Genomic DNA, 19,852 nt, shown 5'->3' on the forward strand with positions numbered 1-19,852 from the left:
TCCTGGCCGCGCCCCGCCGGGGACGCGCGAGGCCCCGGCGCGGGGGCGCCGGGGCCTTGTGGTGTGCGTACGGGACGGGGTCAGACGCCGATGGCGACCGTGGGCTCGCCCGAGGCGACGCCGTCCTTCTCCATCTGCTCGGCGATCTTCAGCGCCTCTTCGATGAGGGTCTCGACGATCTTCGACTCGGGGACGGTCTTGATGACCTCGCCCTTGACGAAGATCTGGCCCTTGCCGTTGCCGGAGGCGACGCCGAGGTCGGCCTCGCGGGCCTCTCCGGGGCCGTTGACGACGCAGCCCATGACGGCGACGCGCAGCGGGACCTCCATGCCGTCGAGGCCGGCGGTGACCTCTTCGGCGAGCTTGTAGACGTCGACCTGGGCGCGGCCGCACGACGGGCAGGAGACGATCTCCAGGCGGCGCGGCTTGAGGTTCAGCGACTCCAGGATCTGGTTGCCGACCTTGACCTCCTCGACCGGCGGCGCGGAGAGCGAGACGCGGATCGTGTCGCCGATGCCCTCGGACAGCAGCGCGCCGAAGGCGACGGCCGACTTGATGGTGCCCTGGAAGGCGGGACCGGCCTCGGTGACGCCGAGGTGGAGCGGGTAGTCGCACTGGGCGGCGAGCTGGCGGTAGGCGTTGACCATCACGACCGGGTCGTTGTGCTTGACCGAGATCTTGATGTCGCCGAAGCCGTGCTCCTCGAAGAGGGACGCCTCCCACAGCGCGGACTCGACGAGCGCCTCGGGGGTGGCCTTGCCGTACTTCTTCAGCAGCCGGGCGTCGAGGGAGCCCGCGTTGACGCCGATCCGGATCGGCGTGCCCGCGTCCTTGGCGGCGTGCGCGATCTCCTTGACCTTGTCGTCGAACTGCTTGATGTTGCCGGGGTTGACGCGGACGGCCGCGCAGCCGGCGTCGATGGCGGCGAAGACGTACTTCGGCTGGAAGTGGATGTCGGCGATCACCGGGATCTGCGACTTCTTCGCGATCGTCGCGAGCGCGTCGGCGTCGTCCTGCGTCGGGCAGGCGACGCGCACGATCTGGCAGCCGGAGGCGGTCAGCTCGGCGATCTGCTGAAGGGTGGCGCCGATGTCGGACGTCCGGGTCGTCGTCATGGACTGGACCGAGACGGGTGCGTCGCCGCCGACGGCCACGGTACCGACCTGGATCTGGCGGCTCTTGCGCCGCTCGGCGAGCCGGGTCGGAACGGACGGGATACCGAGAGAGATCGCGGTCATCAGCTGTACAACCCCAAGGAGGTGTGGTTCATCGGGCTCAGGTCTTCGAGGTTACCGCCCCGGCGGTGGGCGGCCGGACACCCCGGGGGTCCGGCCACCCGGGCGTCACGTCAGCTTCACCGGGTTGACGATGTCCGCGGCGAGGACGAGCAGCGTGAAGCAGACGAACACGCCCGCCACCACGTAGGCGGCCGGCATCAGCTTGGCCACGTCGAACGGGCCCGGGTCGGGGCGCCGGAAGATCCGCGCGGTGTGGCGGCGTACGGACTCCCACAGGGCGCCGGCGATGTGACCGCCGTCGAGCGGGAGCAGCGGCAGCATGTTGAACAGGAACAGCGAGACGTTGAACATGACGAGCAGCTGGAGGAAGAAGACCAGGCGGGTCTCCGCCGGTGCCTCGATGCTCATCAGCTCGCCGCTGATCCGGGCCGCGCCGACGACGCCCACGGGCGAGTCCTGCTTGCGCTCGCCGTCGCCGAAGGTGGCGTCCCAGAGGTCGGGGATCTTGCCCGGCAGGGCGAGGACGGACTCGAAGCCGGCCTGGAGCTGGTCGGTCATCCGGGAGGCGGACTCGCCGAAGGTGAGCGGGACGACCTCGCGGCCGGACTCGAAGCCGAGGTAGCCGGCGGAGACGTACTGCACGGGCTGCACGACCTGGCCGTCCGCGTCCTTCTTGAGGACCTTGTTCTCCAGGAGGGTGGCCTTGAGGTCCAGCTCCTTGCCGTCCCGCTGGACGGTGACGGTGGCCGTGCCGGTGGTGGCGCGGATGCGGTCGGAGAGGGTGTTCCAGTCGGTGACGCGCTCACCGTTGAAGGCGACGATCCGGTCGCCCGCGAGCAGGCCGGCGGCCTTGGCGGGCGAGGGCCGGTCGGTCGACTTGCAGGTGTCGCGCTTCTCGCTCTGGTCGATGACGCAGTTGGTGACACCCGCGACCTTGGTCGTCTGCGTCTCGAAGCCGACGGCCATCGCGCTGCCGAAGAAGAGCAGCACGGCGAGAATCAGGTTCATGAACGGGCCGGCGAACATCACGATGACGCGCTTCCACGGCTTGCGCGTGTAGAAGAGCCGCTTGTCGTCGCCGGGCTGGAGCTCCTCGAAGGAGGCCTCGCGGGCGTCCTCGATCATGGCGCGCCAGGGCGAGGTGGAGCGGGCCTCGATCCGGCCGTCCTTACCGGGCGGGAACATGCCGATCATCCGGATGTAGCCGCCGGCCGGGATGGCCTTGATGCCGTACTCCGTCTCACCCTTCTTCCGCGACCAGATCGTCGGGCCGAAGCCGACCATGTACTGGGGCACGCGGATGCCGAAGAGCTTGGCCGTGGAGAGGTGGCCGAGCTCGTGCCAGGCGATGGAGACGAGCAGCCCGAACGCGAACAGCGCGATGCCGAGGAGCGTCAGAAGTACGGTCATGCGCGCGCCTCCGCGGTCGCCTTCGCAGCCTGTGCTGCCAGTTCCCGGGCCCGGGCCCTGGCCCAGGTCTCCGCTTCAAGGACGTCCGCCACCGTGAGCCGGGTTCCCCGGTCGGGGGTGCCGTGCTCGGTGACGACTGCCGTGACCGTATCCATGATTCCGTTGAAGGGCAGCCTTCCGGCGAGAAACGCCTCGACGCACTCCTCGTTCGCCGCGTTGAACACGGCGGGCGCGGTGCCGCCCAGCTCGCCGACGTGACGGGCGAGACCGACGGAGGGGAAGGCCTCCGTGTCGAGCGGGAAGAACTCCCAGCTGGAGGCCTTGGTCCAGTCGAAGGCGGGGGCGGCGTCCGGGACGCGCTCGGGCCAGCCGATGCCGAGGGCGATGGGGCCGCGCATGTCCGGCGGGGTGGCCTGGGCGAGGGTGGAGCCGTCGGTGAACTCGACCATCGAGTGGACGTACGACTGGGGGTGGACGACGACCTCGATGCGGTCGAAGGGGATGTCGTAGAGGAGGTGCGCCTCGATGACCTCCAGGCCCTTGTTGACCAGGGTCGCGCTGTTGACCGTGATGACCGGGCCCATGGCCCAGGTCGGGTGGGCGAGCGCGTCCTCGCGGGTGACGTCCGCCAGCTCCGCCCGCGTACGGCCGCGGAAGGGGCCGCCGGAGGCGGTGACGACCAGCTTGCGGACGTCGGCGCGGGTGCCGGCGGCGAGCGCCTGGAAGAGGGCGGCGTGCTCGGAGTCGACCGGGATGATCTGGCCGGGCTTGGCCAGCGCCTTGACCAGCGGGCCGCCGACGATCAGCGACTCCTTGTTGGCGAGGGCGAGGGTGCGGCCCGCTTCGAGGGCGGCGAGCGTGGGCGCCAGGCCGATGGAGCCGGTGATGCCGTTGAGGACCGTGTGGCAGGGCGAGGCGGCGAGCTGGGTGGCGGCGTCGGGACCGGCGAGGATCTCGGGGAGCGCGGCACCGGGGCCGTAGAACGCGGTCAGCGCGTCGCGCAGCTCAGGGGCCTTGTCCTCGCGGGCGACGGCGACGGCCGCGACCTTGAGCCGGTACGCCTGCTCGGCGAGCAGCGCGACCCGGCCGCCGGAGGCGGCGAGGGCGGTGACCCGGAAGCGGTCGGGGTTGCGCAGGACCAGGTCGATGGCCTGGGTGCCGATGGACCCGGTGGAGCCGAGGACGACGATGTCCCGGCGGCCTTCGGTGGGATCGAAGACCAGGTGCGGGTCGGCGAGAGGAGAGGGGCGGTCGCTCATGCCCCCCATTCTTGCCACAAAGAGCGCGCGGCCTTCACTGGGTGCGGGTGAACGCTCCGAAGCCGGTGCCGGAGAGGTGCGGGAATCCCTGGAAGACGTCGTGGAAGACGTCGTGGAAGCCCGGGAAGGTCTTCCGTACGCAGCCGGGGTCGTCGTAGGTGATGCCGAGGGTGCGCAGGGCGGTGACGGCGAAGGACATGACGATCCGGTGGTCGCCGTGGGTGGCGATCTCGGCGGGTCCGGTGGGGGTGCCGGGCTGGATCTCGATCCAGTCGGGCCCGGTGGTGACGGTGACGCCGAGGCGGCGGAGGTTCTCGGCGCAGGCGTCGAGGCGGTCGCACTCCTTGACGCGGGTGTTGGCGACGTCCTCGATCCGGACGGGCCCGTCGGCGAAGGGCGCGAGGGCGGCGAGGGTCGGCATGGTGTCGGAGATGTCGCGCATGTTGACGGTCAGGCCGTGGAGGCGCCCGGTGGAGCGGACGGTGGTGGCGGTGGCGGTCATCTCCACCTCGGCGCCCATCCGGCGCAGGACGTCGACGAAGCCGAGGTCGCCCTGGAGGGCGCCGGTGCCGAGACCGGGGACGGTGACTTCGCGGCCGGGGGTGGGGTCGAGGGCGGCGGCCGCGAAGAAGTACGAGGAGGTGGAGGCGTCGGGCTCGACGGCGTAGGTGGTCGCGCGGTAACCGGTGGGCGCGACGGTGTAGGTGAGGTCCTCCCGGGTGACCTGGGCGCCGAAGGCCCGCATCATCGCGAGGGTGATCTCGACGTACGGCTCCGAGACCAGGTCGGTCACGGTGATGGAGAGGCCCTCGGCGGTGAGCGGGCCGAGCATGAGGAGCGCCGTCAGGTACTGGGAGGACTGGCCGGCGTCGAGCGTGAGCGCACCGCCCTTGATCCCGGCGGCGTGGACGGTGAGCGGGTGGTGGCCCTCGCGCTCCAAGTGGCGGAGGTCGACGCCGAGGGTGCGCAGGGCGGTGGTGAGGGGGCCGAGGGGGCGGCGGCGCATCTGGGGGGAGGCGTCGAAGCGGTACGTGCCGTGGGCGCCGGCGGCGACGAGGGCGGGGAGGAAGCGGGCGGTGGTGGCGCCGTCGCGGCAGTAGACATCGGCGTCGCCGGCGGCGGGGCCCTGGGGCCGCCCCTGGATGTGCCAGGCGTCGGCGTCCTGCCGGACCTCGTACCCGAGGGCCTTGAGCCCTTCGGCGAACCCCTCGGTGTCGTCGGAGACGAGCGGCCGCAGAAGCGTGCTGGTCCCGTCGGCGGCCGCGGCGAGAAAGAGCGCGCGTGCGGTGACGGACTTGGAGCCGGGAATGTCGATGACGGTCACGGGGCCATGGTGCCGTGGGACGGGCGAGGTGGCGGGGGGCGTCCGGGACGTGGACGTTTCCACGGGCGGGTGGGCATCGGCCGGCAGAGGCCGATGCCCACCACCACCCAGGAGGTCCCCGTCAGGGGATCTTGCGGTGGGCGTTCTCCTGGTCGGAGGGGCCCGGGGTGGCGTCGGCGATCCAGGGGCCGTCGTCCGAGGGGTCGACCACGCCCGACTCCAGCCACTCGTAGCGGCCCGCCAGGACGGCGTCGACGACGCGGCGGTCGATGTCGTCCGTGTTGGACCAGAGGCGGCCGAAGAGCTCCTCCACCCGCAGCCGCGCCTGCCGGCAGAACGCGTCCGCCAGCGCCTGCGCCTCGCGCCCGTGCGGGTCGCCCGAAGACCGCAGCCACTCCGCCCGTACGCACGCCGCGCTCATCGCGAAGAGCTCCGCGCCGATGTCCACGATCCGCCCGAGGAACGCCTGCTTGAGCTCCATCCGGCCCTGCCAGCGCGACATCGCGTAGAACGTCGAGCGGGCCAGCTTCCGGGACGTCCGCTCCACGTAGCGCAGGTGCGTCGCCAGCGCGCCGAACTCCGCGTACGCATTCGGGAGTTGACCCGGTCCCGCGACCAGCTTCGGCAGCCAGCGGGCGTAGAAGCCGCCCGCCCGCGCGCCCGCCTTCGCCTTGTCGCCCAGCGACTTGTCCGGGTCGATGATGTCGCCCGCGACCGCGAGGTGCGCGTCGACCGCCTCGCGGGCGATCAGCAGGTGCATGATCTCGGTCGAGCCCTCGAAGATGCGGTTGATCCGGAGGTCCCGCAGGAGCTGCTCCGCGGGCACCGCCCGCTCGCCCCGGGCCGCCAGCGAGTCCGCCGTCTCGTAGCCGCGCCCGCCCCGGATCTGGACCAGCTCGTCGGCGATGAGCCAGCCCATCTCGGAGCCGTAGAGCTTCGCGAGCGCCGCCTCGATGCGGATGTCGTTGCGGTCCTCGTCGGCCATCTGCGAGGAGAGGTCGACGACCGCCTCCAGGGCGAACGTGGTCGCCGCGATGAAGGAGATCTTCGTGCCGACCGCCTCGTGCCGCGCGACCGGCTTGCCCCACTGCTCCCGTACCGCCGACCACTCGCGGGCGATCTTCAGCGCCCACTTCCCCGCGCCGACGCACATCGCGGGAAGCGAGAGCCGGCCGGTGTTCAGGGTGGTCAGGGCGATCTTGAGACCCGCGCCCTCGGGGCCGATACGGTTCGCTGCGGGCACCCGGACGCCGTGGAACCTGGTGACGCCGTTCTCCAGGCCGCGCAGGCCCATGAACGCGTTGCGGTGCTCGACCGTGATGCCGGGCGAGTCCGCCTCCACGACGAAGGCCGTGATGCCGCCCCGATGCCCCTCGGACTTCGGCACCCGCGCCATGACCACGAGCAGGTCCGCGACGACGCCGTTGGTCGTCCAGAGTTTGACGCCGTCGATGACGTAGCTGTCGTCACCATCCGGTACGGCCGTGGTGGCGAGCCGCGCCGGGTCGGAGCCCACGTCCGGCTCGGTCAGGAGGAAGGCAGAGATGTCCGTGGTGGCCAGCCGCGGGAGGTACGCGTCGCGCTGTTCCTGCGTACCGAAGATCTTCAGGGGCTGCGGTACGCCGATCGACTGATGCGCCGAGAGCAGCGCGCCGATCGCGGGGCTCGCGGAGCCCACGAGGGCGAGGGCCCGGTTGTAGTACACCTGGGTGAGGCCGAGGCCCCCGTACTTCGTGTCGATCTTCATCCCGAACGCGCCGATCTCCTTGAGACCGGTGACGACCTCGTCGGGGATGCGGGCCTCGCGTTCGATCGCCCGGCCGTCGATCCGCGTCTCGCAGAAGACGCGCATCTTGGCGAGGAAGGCCTCACCGCGCCGTACGTCCTCCTCGGACGGGAGCGGGTGGGGGTGGATGAGGTCAAGGCGGAAGCGGCCGAGGAACAGCTCCTTGGCGAAGCTGGGTTTCCGCCAGTCCTGCTCGCGCGCTGCCTCGGCGACCTGCCGGGCCTCGCGTTCCGTGACCTTGGGCCGCTGGGTGGGTGCGGACATGAGGAGCTCACCTCGCCGCTCGTCGGGTGCCTTTGTGGCTACTGTCCGTGGTACCCGATTCCGGGCGGTTCGGAAAGACGAACGGCGACCGGTCGCCGTCGGAGGCGGCCGGAAACAACCGGTCACGACCGGGAACAAAGGAGACGGCCGGAGCCCCCGCACAGTGGGCTCCGGCCGTCGGCTCTTTACGGCGTACGGGTTACAGCGCCAGGCCCGTGAGGACCAGGACGCGCTCGTACGTGTAGTCGTCCATCGCGTACTTGACGCCCTCGCGGCCGACGCCGGACTTCTTGGCGCCGCCGTACGGCATCTGGTCGGCGCGGTAGGACGGGACGTCGCCGATGATCACGCCGCCGACCTCGAGCGCGCGGTGGGCACGGAACGCGGTCTGCAGGTCGTGGGTGAAGACGCCGGCCTGGAGGCCGAAGTCCGAGTCGTTGACGGCGGCGAAGGCCTCGGCCTCGCCGTCGACCCTGGCGACCGTGAGGACCGGGCCGAAGACCTCGGCGCGGGCAAGGGTGACGTCGGCCGGGAGGTCGGCGAGGACGGTCGGGGCGTAGGTCGCGCCCTCGCGGCCACCGCCGGTGAGCAGCTTCGCGCCGCCCTTGACGGCCTCGTCCACCCAGGACTCGACGCGCTTGGCGGCGTCCTCGTTGACCAGCGGGCCGACGTCGGTGGCGTCGTCCGCCGGGTCGCCGGTGACCTGGGCCTCGACGGCCGCGACGATCTTCGGGACGAGCCGGTCGTAGACGGCCGCGTCGGCGATGACGCGCTGCACGGAGATGCAGGACTGGCCGCCCTGGTAGTTGGAGAAGGTGGCGATCCGGGTCGCCGCCCAGTCCAGGTCCTGCTCGGACGCCCAGTCGCCGAGGACGACGGCGGCGGCGTTGCCGCCGAGCTCCAGGGTGCAGTGCTTGTGCGGCACGGACTGCTGGATGGCGTAACCGACGGTGTCCGAGCCGGTGAAGGAGATGACCGGGAGGCGCTCGTCCTGCACGAGGGCGGGCATGCGGTCGTTCGGCACGGTCAGGATGGACCAGGAGCCGGCCGGGAGGTCGGTCTCGGCGAGCAGCTCGCCCAGGATCAGGGACGAGATGGGGGTGGCCGGGGCCGGCTTGAGGATGATCGGGGCGCCGACGGCGATGGCCGGGGCGACCTTGTGGGCGCTGAGGTTCAGCGGGAAGTTGAACGGCGCGATGCCGAGGACGACGCCCTTGGGGATACGGCGGGTGATCGCCAGACGGCCGACGCCGCCGGCCTCGGTGTCGAGGCGCTGGGCCTCTCCGCCGTTGAAGCGGCGGGCTTCCTCGGCGGCGAAACGGAAGACGGAGACGGCGCGGCCGACCTCGCCACGCGCCCACTTGATGGGCTTGCCGTTCTCGGCGGAGATCAGCTGGGCGATCTCCTCGGTGCGCTCGGCGAGCCGCTTCGATACGTGGTCGAGGGCGGCGGCGCGGACGTGCGCCGGGCTCGCGGCGAACTCGTCGACGACGGCGTGCGCGGCGGCGACGGCCTCCTCGACCTGGGCCTCGGTGGGCACGCTGACCTTGCCGACCAGTCGTCCGTCATAGGAGTTCGTGACGTCGAAGGTGGCCTCGCCGGTGGCCTCGCGGCCGGCGAGCCAGAAGGCGTGGGTGGCAGTCATTGCGTCCCGGCCCTTTCGTATCGGGGGTGCGAGCGATTGCTCTCGTGACACGTTAGGGCGAAGGGGGTGGGGGGTGGTTTGTGCGGTGTGGAGTGGTGGGGGCGGGCGACTCTGACGGATTGGCATGCGTGCGAGTCTGGGATGGGGGTTGGGCTGGGGGCTGGGACGTGGGCCTGGGCCTTGGGCCTGGGCCTGGGCCGGGTCCTGGGCCTGGGCCCCGGCCCCCGTCGCTGCCCCGGCCCCTGTCAGCGGCGGCGTTCCGTCGTCACGATCAGGCACACCCCCGCCACGACCACCGCGCCGCCGACGGCGATGGGCCAGGTGAGGGCCTCGTCCAGGACGAGGGCGCCGAGGAGGACGGCGACGACCGGGTTGACGTACGCGTAGGTGGCGACCAGCGAGAGCGGTGCGGTCTGGAGCAGCCAGGCGTACGCGGTGAAGGCGATCAGGGACCCGAAGACGACGAGGTAGGCGAGGGCGGTCCAGGACCGGGCGGAGATCGCCGCGAGGTCGAGACCGTACTGCTCGCCCCTGATCAGGCCGACCGCGGCGCAGCCGAGGCCGCCGGCGACCATCTCGTACGCGCTGGCGGTGAAGGGGTTGGCGGGCATCTGGATGCGCGAGGAGGAGAAGGAGCCGACAGACCAGGCCAGGGTGCCGATGACGACGAGGACGACGCCGCCGATGCGGACGTCTCCGCTGACTCCGGGGAGGGTGAGGATCGCGAGGCCGGCCAGGCCCAGAAGGACTCCGGCCACGCCTCCGGCGGTGGGGCGCTCACCGAATCCGGCCTTGAGGACGACGACCCAGGCGGGGACGACGGCGACGAGGAGGGCGGCGAGACCGGAGGGGATCGAGGTCTCGGCGAGGACGACGAGGCCGTTGCCGCCGAGGAGCAGGAGCAGCCCGACGAGGGCGGCGGAGCCGAGCTGCGCACGGGTGACCTTGAGGGCGGAGGGGCCTTGGCGCCAGGCGATCAGGGCGACGAGGAGGAGGCCCGCGACGACGAACCGGAGTGCGGCGGAGAGGAACGGCGGCATTGTCTCGACGGCGACCCGGATCCCGAGGTACGTCGACCCCCAGACGACGTACACGATCCCGAGGGCGGCCCAGACGGCGCCGGATATCCGCCGGGTGGGGGTGGAGGCGGGGTCGGTTCCGGGCTTTTGGGGGTCGGATCGGACCTCGTGAGCCGGTTCGGCGGGGCTTGTCATGCGCAGGAGATTAGGGAGTTCGGGGGCGAATGACCAGGAAAACTGCCCGAGTTCGGGCAGGGGAAGGGGATTTCAGGGCGTGTGGGGGGCGATGAGGGGTGGCTGATGGGGTTCGGCGGGCGGGTGCGGGTGCGGGTTCTGGGGGGCGCCTGCGGCGGGCTCTCCCCCACCCCGCCCCTTCCCGAACCGGGGCTCGGCCCCAGGACCGCTCCGACGCGCTTCAGGCCGCGTCCTCGGCGCTCGGTGCCGTGCCCGCCATCGCCGCCGATCCGGCCGCTCGCGTCCCGCGTGGGTGCGAGCGGCGGGCGGGGGCACCTTCGTCCCAGGGCCAGCGCGGGTTGCCCCGACCCGCCTCAGACCGGGCCCCTGGGCCGCGCGGGTGCGCCCCAAGCCGGGCCCTTGCCGCGCGGGTGCCGCCTCAAAGCCCGGCCCTCGCCGCCCGGGCGCGCCCCAAGCCAAGCCCTCGCCGTGCGGGTGCGCCTCAAGCCAGGCGCTCGGCCCGCCCGTCGCGCATCGCCCTCAGCGGGTGTCCGCGTCCGTGCCTGTGGCCTTGAGGGCCAGCCACAACTCCATGCGGACGTCCGGGTCGTCCAAGGAGCGGCCGAGGATCTCCTCGACTCGGCGCATGCGGTAGCGGAGGGTGTGGCGGTGGACGCCGAGGTCGGCGGCGGCCGCGTCCCATTGGCCGTGGCGGGAGAGCCAGGCGCGGAGGGAGGCGACCAGGTCGCCGCGGCCGGTCGCGTCGTGTTCGTACAGGGCGCGGAGCATGCCGTCCGCGAAGGCGCGGACCGCGTCGTCGGCCAGCAGGGGAAGAACCGAGCCGGCCGCCAGGTCCTCGTGCTCGACCAGCGCCTTGCCGCGTCGGCGCGCGACCGAGAGGGCCTGTTCGGCCTGCTTGTAGGCGGCCGCCGCCGCGATCGGGCCCGCCGGGGCGGAGAGCCCGACGACGACGCCGGTCTCCTCCGCGTCCCGTTCCGCGTACGCCTCGCAGGCCGAGACGACCGCCCCGCCGTCCCCGGCCAGGACCAGCAGGCGCTCCTCGCCCTCCGGGACCGTCAGAACCGTTTCGCCCGCCCGCGCCGCCGCCGACTCCAGGGCCTCCGCCAGCTCCGGCAGCGGCGGTTCGCCCTCCCGCTCCCCCGCCGCCTGCTCGGCGATGAGCAGGCGGAAGGGGGCGTCCAGGAGCCCGCCGTAGAGGTCCCCTGCGACCGCCCGCGCGTGGTCCGGTTGCCCGGACAGCATCATCCGCAGCACCGCCGCCCCGAGCCGCGCCTCCGCCGCCTGCAGCGAGCGCGACCGCTCGGTGGTCAGCGTGAGCAGGGCGATCGCGGAGTGCACGGCGTACCGTTCCGCCGTCCCGAGCGGCGCGCCCGTGCCGACCGCGAGCGCGCCCCTGACCCGCCGCCCCGTGCCCAGGGACTGGAGCTCGACCCGGTCCTCCGTGCCGCCGACGACCGCGCTCGCGGGCGCGGGCCGCTCCCGGAGCCGTTCGACGTCGGGCGTCAGGCGGGCGGCCCGGCGCGCCGCCCACTCGGGCGACGCGGCGAGGACCGTCCCGGACGTGTCGTACAGCGCGGCCCAGCCGTCCACGTGCGCCGCGAGCCGGGCGACGACGGCGTCCGGGCCCTCCGCGAGCGCCGCCCGGGTCATCTCCCGCTGGGCCTCGAAGCCCGCCGTGACCGCCCGGTACTGGTCGGCCGCGATGGCCGCCGACACCGCCTTGCTGATGGCCAGGAACGGGGTCCGGCGCGGTACTTCGAGCAGCGGCAGACCCTCCGCCCCCGCCGCCTCCACGAGCGCCGGCGGGATGTCGTCGTAGTTGACGCCGACGGCGAAGCCGAGCCCGACCACGCCCGCGGCGAGCAGCCGCCGGACGTAGCGGCGCATCGCCTCGGCGTCCTCGGCGTCCAGGGTGAGTCCGGTGGTGAGCAGCAGCTCGCCGCCCTCCATGTAGGGGACGGGGTCGGCGAGCTCGCTGACGTGGGCCCAGCGCACGGGGGTGTCGAGGCGGTCCTCACCCGCGCGCACGGTGAGCTTGAGCGCCGAGTGCTGGGCGAGGGAGGCGAGGGTGGGCGGCATTGGGGACCGTCGGACCTTTGGGGAGGGGTCGCCGCTCAGCCGAGCGGCGCCCTCGATTGTGCCAGGGCCCGCGCGTGCCCGCTTCGGCTCGACTCGGCCACCCCGCGCACCGCCTCGGCCACAATGCGCCCTTGCCGACCTCGGCCCGTCAGCCCCGCAGGTCCACCAGGAGCGGTGGCGTGTGCTCGCCACGGACGTGGGTCAGGGAGAGCACCGCGTGCCCGGCGGGGACGGCGTGCGCGAGGTCCGAGGAAGACCAGCGCTCGCGCTCCACCTCCCGTACGGTCACGGCCTCCGCCGTCGCCGCCCGGCCGGTCACCAGGCGGCGCATGAAGTGCAGGGCCTTGGTCAGCGGCTCGTCGGAGATGATCTGCCGGTTGGTGACGTCCCGGGTCTGCACCCATTCGGTGCCCCAGGTCTCGGCGAACCGCCCGCCGTCCCACGGCGCGATCCCGGCGAACGCCATCCGGCAGCCGACCGCGCCGAGCAGCGGCCCGCGCAGCGCCTCCGGTACGTCCTCCAGGCTGCGGAGCGCGAGCACGACGCCCGCGTTGGCCGAACGCAGCCGCTGCAGCGCCCGTACGGAGTCGCCGGTGACGGTGTACGTCGCGTCGTCGAGGACCAGGCAGGCGAAGAGCGAGCGGTCGCGGCGGGCGAGGGCGGCCTCCGCGAACTGGGCGAGCAACAGCCGGGAGACGATCCGGGAAGCCTCGGCGTGCCCGCGTTCGGGCAGGTCGACGCGGACGCGGAGCGGGTGCTCCACGGCCCGGAGGGAGAACTGCGGACGGTCGTCCCCCTTCGCTCCCTCGCCCTCCGTGCGGAAGAAGCCCGCGAAGGCCGGGCGGTCCAGGAAGGCGATGCGCTCGGCGAGCAGGACACCCGCCTCGTCGCCGCGGTCCGCCTGGCGCTGCCGCGCGTCGAGCTCGCGCAGCTGGGCGGGGTCGTCGGCGACGGCGGCCCGGAGCGCGCCGAGCGTCTCGGGCGTCCCGGCGAGCAGCTCGCGCAGCTCGGGCACGCCGGGGAAGCGGCCGTGCGCGGTCCGGAACGGGCCGATCAGCTGGGCGAGCGCGGTGCCGGCCCGGCGGCTGTCGGTGGTGAGGTCCCCGACGAGGGCCTCGGCCAGGATCCGGGCGGCCTCGTCGGGGTCGTCGGAGCCGCCGTACAGGTCCAGGTCGTGGGTGGACCCGGGCCGCCCGACGGAGACGACCACGTCGAAGGAGTCGTCCGGGCCGATCCCCGCGCCCTGGGCGGTGACGGCGACGACGGCGGCCCGGTTGGCGAGGGCCTGCAGGCAGAGCGCCTCGACGACGGGCCGGACGAGCCGGACGGTCTTCCCGGCGCCCGCGGGCCCGACGGCGAGCAGCGAGGTCCCGAGCACGGCCGGCTCCAGGGCGACGCCGGTGGTGCGCCGGGCGTAGGGGTTGCGCGGGTGGTCGGCGGCGGTGCCGATGAGGACCTGGCCGGTGGCGAGGTCGTGGGTGGCGGTACGGACGGGCAGGTCGCGCAGGCCCGAGGGGTGACCGCAGGCGGCGGCGCCCCGGGTGCGGACGGCCTCGGTGAAGGCGGCGAGGCGCTCGGGCCGGGTCCGTACGCCCTGCCAGGCCCGGCGGATCCGGGCGTAGTCGACGTCCCCGAGCGCACCCTGCCGGGTCGCCTCGGCGAGCCGGTCGGCGGCCTCGGGCAGCCCGGCGTCCCGCAGCTCGGGCCAGGCGGCGGGGTCGGCCTCGGGCCGGGGCGGGGCCGGCGGGGCGGCGGACGCGGAGTCACCGGTTCCGAGGCGTCGCCGCACGGCCGGCCAGGCGCCGACCCGGCCGACAGCGGCGACGAGGGCGGCGATCAGGAGGACGTAGTAGAGGTTCGAGACCCAGGTGAGCCAGGTGACGGTACGGGGCATGTCGCGCCAGACGCCCGGCAGGAGCACGAAGAGCGGCCAGACGGGAACGCCGTAGCGCTGCCAGACCTCGCGCCAGTTGCCGACGCGGCCGAAGCCGACGGCGAAGAGGGCGAGGAGGATCGCGTACCAGAGGTAGGTGGCGCCGACGTAGACCTCGAAGTCGGGGCTCACGGGGTTGCGCCACTCGTCGGGGACGAGCCAGAGCATGGGGAGCAGCCACCAGTCGTTCACGAAGATCCACCACCCCTCCAGATAGCCGTTCCAGAGGAGCGACCAGAGGAGCCAGCCGCAGAGGTACGCGACGAACGCGCCGGTCACCAGCTGGCGGCCGGGCACGAGGTCTGGCTCCTGCGCGGGCCGCTCGCGGTGCCCGAGCCGCCAGACGCCGGGGGCGGCGGAGGGTCGCGGGATCCGGAGCCACTCGGCGACCCCGAGCCGGCTGGGCGCGTGGGACGGCGGCGCCGGTACGCGGGACGGCGCCGCGGCAGCCCTCGCGGAAGCCGCGGAAGCCGCCTGGGGCGGAGGGCCGGAGGGCGCGGGCGGGCCCGACTGCCCGGACGGCGCGGGCGGGCCTGCCGGCACAGGCGGCCCCGCCGGGCGCGGAACCGCGCCTCCCCGGGGCTCACGCGGCTCGCCGCTCCCCCGGGTGTCGCGTGACTCGTACGTGCCTTCGGTCTCCATGAAACCCCTGCCCCCTGACCAGCCAGGTCGCCGCATCTGTGCCACCGTCAATCTAGTGGGCACGGCCCGGCCCGGAGCGGTTTCCCCGCCGCCATGTCCAGACCGGACAACGACATACCCCGCAACACTCCCGATCGGCGCATGCCCGTGTCCCGCCCCCGCGCCTAGCCTGCGGAAGAAACCCACAAGAGCGTCCAGAACACCCCAGGAGCCTCGCATGAACGCTGTCCCGCAGGAGCGGCGCGTCGTCACCGCCATTCCCGGCCCGAAGTCGCAGGAGCTTCAGGCCCGCCGCCTCGACACCGTGGCCGGCGGCGTGGGCTCCGTGCTGCCCGTCTTCACCGCGAAGGCCGGCGGCGGCATCATCGAGGACGTCGACGGCAACCGCCTGATCGACTTCGGTTCCGGCATCGCCGTGACCTCCGTCGGCGCCTCCGCCGAGGCCGTCGTGCGCCGCGCCGCCGCGCAGCTCGCCGACTTCACCCACACCTGTTTCATGGTGACGCCGTACGAGGGTTACGTCGAGGTCTGCGAGGCCCTCGCCGAGCTGACCCCGGGCGACCACGCCAAGAAGTCCGCGCTCTTCAACTCGGGTGCCGAGGCCGTCGAGAACGCGGTCAAGATCGCCCGCTCGTACACCAAGCGCCAGGCCGTCGTCGTCTTCGACCACGGCTACCACGGCCGCACCAACCTCACGATGGCGCTGACGGCGAAGAACATGCCGTACAAGCAGGGCTTCGGCCCGTTCGCCCCCGAGGTCTACCGCGTGCCGGTCGCCTACGGCTACCGCTGGCCCACCGGCGCCGAGAACTGCGGCCCCGAGGCCGCCGCCCAGGCGATCGACCAGATCTCCAAGCAGATCGGCGCCGAGAACGTCGCCGCGATCATCATCGAGCCGGTCCTCGGCGAGGGCGGCTTCATCGAGCCGGCCAAGGGCTTCCTGCCGGCGATCGTGAAGTTCGCCAACGACAACGGCATCGTCTTCGTCGCCGACGAGATCCAGTCCGGCTTCTGCCGCACCGGCCAGTGGTTCGCGTGCGAGGACGAGGGCATCGTCCCGGACCTGATCACGACCGCCAAGGGCATCGCGGGCGGTCTGCCGCTCGCCGCCGTCACCGGCCGCGCCGAGATCATGGACTCCGTGCACGGCGGCGGCCTGGGCGGCACCTACGGCGGCAACCCGGTGGCCTGCGCCGGCGCGCTCGGCTCCATCGAGACGATGAAGGAGCTCGACCTCAACGCCAAGGCGAAGCACATCGAGTCCGTCATGAAGACCCGCCTGTCGGCGATGGCGGAGAAGTTCGACGCCATCGGTGACATCCGCGGCCGCGGCGCCATGATCGCCATCGAGCTGGTCAAGGACCGCGCGACCAAGGAGCCGAACCCGGAGGCCGCGGGCGCGCTCGCGAAGGCCTGCCACGCCGAGGGCGTGCTGGTCCTGACCTGTGGAACCTACGGCAACGTGCTCCGCTTCCTGCCGCCGCTGGTCATCGGCGACGACCTCCTGAACGAGGGTCTCGACGTCATCGAGAACGCGTTCGGCCAGATCTGATCCGATCAGACGCGGTGTGAAGAGAGTGTGGGGGGCCGATGGCGGGATGGAGATCCGGCTGTCGGTCCCCTTGTGTCTGCCGTACGGTTTCTGCAGATGAGAGAAACACCCCGCTCGCAGGAGACTGCGGGCGACAACAGGCCGGAGCCTCCCCAGCCCCGTCCTGGTCGCGCCCTGGCGCACACCACTGGAGCCTCGCGCTCCGGAACTCCTCACCGATCGGACGTCCGCCCGCCCCACACCCCCCGGGGCGCGCGGCAGCCCGATCACCTCGGACGCCCCGGAACCACCCCCCCTGTTCCGGGGCGTCCGGCTGTCTTCTTCTCGGTCGTCCTGCTGGCGGTCGTCACCTGGCAGGTCCTGGTGGAGGGCCCCCTGGCCCGCCTGGACGAGCGCGTCTCGCGCTCCCTCGTGGACCTCGTCCCGCGCCCCGTCTCCGAACTCGGCGCCGACCTCGGCAACATGACGGTCGCCCTCCCGGTCCTGGCCTGCGCGATGGCGTACGCGGTGTGGCGCGGCCGCCGCGCCCAAGCCCTGTTCGCGGGCGTGACCATGGCCGCCGTCCCGCTCCTGGTGATCCCCCTGAAGGAGTGGACGGCCCGCCCGGGCCCCCTGGAACCCTGGGCGGCCGGCTACTACCCCTCGGGCCACACGGCGACGGCGATGGTGGCGTACGTGGGCGCGGCCCTGCTGGTCTCCCGCCGCCTGCTCCCCCTCGCCGCCCTCCTGACGGCCCTGACGGGCGCGGGCCTGATCCTCCGCGGCTACCACTGGCCCCTGGACGTCCTGGCCTCGCTCGCCCTCTGCGTGCCCCTGCTGCGCTGGCCGGTGATCGCCGAGCGGTACGGTCGCCCCTCACGTTCGTGAGCGACGACCCGGAGCAGAGATGACGATCCAACGACCCGGCCTCCCCCAAGACTTGCCGTCCCCCGAGGTGCTGTGGGCGCGGTGGGCCCTGGTGGCCGTCGTGCAGGCGACCACGGAGGCCGAGGAGAGCACGAGGTACCGGACCGGCTGCTGGATCGACGACGAGGGGCTCCACCTCGACGACTCCGGCTGCACCTGGTGGACGTTCTCCCGCGTCGGCGAGGGCCGGTGGGTGCTCTTCGGCGAGGACGAGTCGAGCGACTGCAAGTGGCACACGCCGCCGGTCGACATGCTGGCGGGCGGCCCCGACTGGCTCCCGTACGAGGAGCTCCGCGACCGCCTCGCGGGCAACGAACTGGGCTGCGTCTACTGGTACGAGGACGGCGCCTGGGCCCGCGCACCGTACCCGGACGACCTGAAGGACGACGGCCTCGACTGCGGCATGAGCCGCTTCACCGACCGGACCGACGCCCTGCGCCTGCTGGACGACCACGTCCGCTACGACGGGGCGGCCGCCGAGACCCTCCTGACCCACGCCGAGCGGCACAGCCTGACCCCCGAGCTGCTCGCGACGTTCGCCACCTCCGAGGAGGGGGGCGCCCCGGACCTCCCGGCCATGACCCGGGCTCTGCACCGCGCGGGCCTGCAGGCGCGTACGGCGACGGCGGGCTGAGGCAGCGGGAAGGGCCGGCCGCGCGGCCGGCCCTTCCGTGCGTACCGCGTGCCGTCGGCTTCAGTTGGCAGTGCCTATCCGAAATACGTGTCGAAGTTCCGGCTGAACTCGCCGCCGTTGAAGCGGTCCCAGTTGATCGACCAGGTCATCAGGCCGCGCAGGGCGGGCCAGGTGCCGTGGGTCTGGTAGGTGCCGCAGTTCGTCTTCTTGGTGAGGCAGTCGAGGGCCTTGTTGACCTCGGCCGGGGTGGTGTGGCCGTTGCCCGCGTTCGGGGAGGCCGGGAGGCCGATGGCGACCTGGTCGGGGCGGAGGGCCGGGAAGACGCGGTCGGTGTTGCCGGCGACCGGGAAGCCGGTGAGGAGCATGTCGGTCATCGCGATGTGGAAGTCCGCGCCGCCCATGGAGTGGTACTGGTTGTCGAGGCCCATGATCGGGCCCGAGTTGTAGTCCTGGACGTGGAGCAGGGTGAGGTCGTCGCGCAGGGCGTGGATGACCGGGAGGTAGGCGCCGGCGCGCGGGTCCTGGCCGCCCCACTGGCCGGAGCCGTAGAACTGGTAGCCGAGCTGGACGAAGAAGGTCTCCGGGGCCATCGTCAGGACGAAGTCCGCGCCGTACTTGGCCTTCAGGGACTTGATCGCCGAGATCAGGTTGACGATCACCGGGCTCGTGGGGCTGCGGAAGTCCGTGTCGCCCGTGTTGAGCGACAGGGAGTGGCCCTCGAAGTCGATGTCCAGACCGTCGAGTCCGTACTCGTCGATGATCTTCGAGACGGAGGTGACGAAGGCGTCGCGCGCGGCCGTGGTGGAGAGCTGGACCTGGCCGTTCTGGCCGCCGATGGAGATCAGGACCTTCTTGCCGGCCGCCTGCTTGGCCTTGATCGCCGCCTTGAAGTCGGCGACGGACTCGACCGTCGGGCATTCCGTGGCCGGGCAGAGCGAGAAGCGGATGTCGCCCGAGGTCACCGAGGTCGGCTCGCCGAAGGCGAGGTTGATGACGTCCCAGGAGTCGGGGACGTCGGCCATCCGGGTATAGCCGGAGCCGTTGGCGAAGCTGGCGTGGAGGTAGCCGACGAGCGCGTGGGCGGGCAGGCCCGGGTTCCCGCCGCCGCCGGACGTCGTGGTCGCCGAGACCGCCCCGGACCTGGCCGACTCGCCCGCGCTGTTCACGGCGGAGACCTGGAAGCTGTACGAGGTCGAGGGCGCGAGGCCGGTCGCGGTGTACGAGGTGCCGGTGACCGTCGCCACGAGGACGCCGCCGCGGTAGACCTTGTAGGAGGTGGCTCCGGGCACCGCGGGCCAGGACAGCGGTACGGAGGAGGAGGTCGGGGAGCCCGCCGCGAGGCCGGTGGGGACGGCCGGTATCTGGACGGGGTCGCCGCCGGGGCCGAAGAGGGAGATGTCGTCGGCGTGGTAGGCGCCGGTGCCGTACCAGCCGTGGGTGTAGAGGGTCACGGAGGTGGTCGAGGCGCCGGTCGTGAAGGTGGTGTTGAGCTTCTGCCAGTCGGGGGCGGACTGGGTCCAGGTGGAGACGTCGGTGGTCCCGGTGCCGGACGCGCCGAGGTAGACGTAGCTGCCGCGCACCCAACCGCTGAGCGTGTAGGCGGAGTTCGGCTTCACGGTGACGGTCTGGGAGCACCTGGCCTGGTCGCTGCCGGCCGGGGTCGCAAGGAGGGCCTTGGTCCCGCCGTGCACGGGGGACGGGACGACGGCTCCGCTGCCCGCCGTGCAACTCCAGCCGTCCAGGCCGGATTCGAAGCCTCCGTTGCGGGCCAGCTCGGAGTCGGCGGCCTGGGCGACGGGGGTGAGGGCGACGAGCCCGCCGGCGGCGAGCACTCCCGCCAGGGCGAGCACGAGCGGCCTGCCGCCTCGGCGTCCGGTACGTCTGGTACGTGCTGTACCTCGGGATTCTGTGGTGCGGTCCACAACTGCCTCCGGGGGTGGGGGAATCGAGGTGGAACGAGCGCGCC

Annotated in this window: 13 protein-coding genes; 3 read left to right on the top strand and 10 right to left on the bottom strand. The window is 72.8% G+C overall.

The window, feature by feature from the left end; all coding sequences use genetic code 11:
- Nucleotides 1-80: 80 nt before the first annotated feature.
- From ispG to AB0F56_RS02965, 9 genes are all read right to left on the bottom strand, one after another.
- Nucleotides 81-1,238, bottom strand: a complete 1,158-nt coding sequence (gene ispG / locus AB0F56_RS02925) for a flavodoxin-dependent (E)-4-hydroxy-3-methylbut-2-enyl-diphosphate synthase (RefSeq protein ID WP_362003295.1) — start codon at nucleotides 1,236-1,238, stop codon at nucleotides 81-83.
- 105 nt (nucleotides 1,239-1,343) lie between these two features.
- Entirely contained in the window at nucleotides 1,344-2,648 is a 1,305-nt protein-coding gene (locus AB0F56_RS02930) for a site-2 protease family protein (protein WP_362003297.1), read from the bottom strand.
- Nucleotides 2,645-3,907, bottom strand: coding sequence for a 1-deoxy-D-xylulose-5-phosphate reductoisomerase (gene dxr / locus AB0F56_RS02935; protein WP_362003299.1), 1,263 nt, complete (start codon nucleotides 3,905-3,907; stop codon nucleotides 2,645-2,647). The genes AB0F56_RS02930 and dxr overlap by 4 nt, the downstream gene beginning before the upstream one ends.
- Before the next feature lie 34 nt (nucleotides 3,908-3,941).
- Nucleotides 3,942-5,231, bottom strand: coding sequence for a 3-phosphoshikimate 1-carboxyvinyltransferase (aroA, locus tag AB0F56_RS02940; protein WP_362003300.1), 1,290 nt, complete (start codon nucleotides 5,229-5,231; stop codon nucleotides 3,942-3,944).
- 121 nt (nucleotides 5,232-5,352) lie between these two features.
- The gene (locus tag AB0F56_RS02945; RefSeq protein WP_362003302.1) at nucleotides 5,353-7,281 is read right to left on the bottom strand and encodes an acyl-CoA dehydrogenase family protein; all 1,929 of its coding nucleotides are present in this window, start codon (nucleotides 7,279-7,281) and stop codon (nucleotides 5,353-5,355) included.
- Nucleotides 7,282-7,480: 199 nt separating this feature from the next.
- Nucleotides 7,481-8,926: an aldehyde dehydrogenase family protein gene (locus AB0F56_RS02950; RefSeq protein ID WP_362003304.1), complete on the bottom strand. Its 1,446-nt coding sequence runs from the start codon at nucleotides 8,924-8,926 to the stop codon at nucleotides 7,481-7,483.
- Nucleotides 8,927-9,171: 245 nt separating this feature from the next.
- Nucleotides 9,172-10,140: an EamA family transporter gene (locus AB0F56_RS02955; RefSeq protein WP_362003306.1), complete on the bottom strand. Its 969-nt coding sequence runs from the start codon at nucleotides 10,138-10,140 to the stop codon at nucleotides 9,172-9,174.
- A 519-nt stretch (nucleotides 10,141-10,659) separates the two neighbouring features.
- Complete coding sequence (locus AB0F56_RS02960; protein WP_362003307.1) at nucleotides 10,660-12,219, bottom strand: PucR family transcriptional regulator; 1,560 nt, start codon at nucleotides 12,217-12,219, stop codon at nucleotides 10,660-10,662.
- A 148-nt stretch (nucleotides 12,220-12,367) separates the two neighbouring features.
- Nucleotides 12,368-14,449, bottom strand: coding sequence for an ATP/GTP-binding protein (locus AB0F56_RS02965; RefSeq protein ID WP_362003309.1), 2,082 nt, complete (start codon nucleotides 14,447-14,449; stop codon nucleotides 12,368-12,370).
- A 562-nt stretch (nucleotides 14,450-15,011) separates the two neighbouring features.
- Here AB0F56_RS02965 and gabT point away from each other — a divergent pair.
- The 3 genes from gabT to AB0F56_RS02980 all read left to right on the top strand — a co-directional run bounded on the left by gabT (nucleotide 15,012) and on the right by AB0F56_RS02980 (nucleotide 17,886).
- Entirely contained in the window at nucleotides 15,012-16,346 is a 1,335-nt protein-coding gene (gabT, locus tag AB0F56_RS02970) for a 4-aminobutyrate--2-oxoglutarate transaminase (protein WP_362003311.1), read from the top strand.
- 363 nt (nucleotides 16,347-16,709) lie between these two features.
- On the top strand, nucleotides 16,710-17,213 hold the full coding sequence (locus AB0F56_RS02975) for a phosphatase PAP2 family protein (protein WP_362003313.1): 504 nt from the start codon (nucleotides 16,710-16,712) through the stop codon (nucleotides 17,211-17,213).
- A 19-nt stretch (nucleotides 17,214-17,232) separates the two neighbouring features.
- A complete protein-coding gene (locus AB0F56_RS02980; protein WP_362003315.1) occupies nucleotides 17,233-17,886 on the top strand; it encodes a hypothetical protein in 654 nt (217 codons plus the stop codon).
- Nucleotides 17,887-17,960: 74 nt separating this feature from the next.
- Here the strand turns inward: AB0F56_RS02980 and AB0F56_RS02985 are convergent, their stop codons facing one another.
- Entirely contained in the window at nucleotides 17,961-19,736 is a 1,776-nt protein-coding gene (locus AB0F56_RS02985; RefSeq protein WP_362003317.1) for a glycoside hydrolase family 18 protein, read from the bottom strand.
- Between the last annotated feature and the right edge of the window lie 116 nt (nucleotides 19,737-19,852).

This window comes from Streptomyces sp. NPDC026092 (assembly GCF_040638605.1).
Classification (GTDB): Bacteria; Actinomycetota; Actinomycetes; order Streptomycetales; family Streptomycetaceae; genus Streptomyces.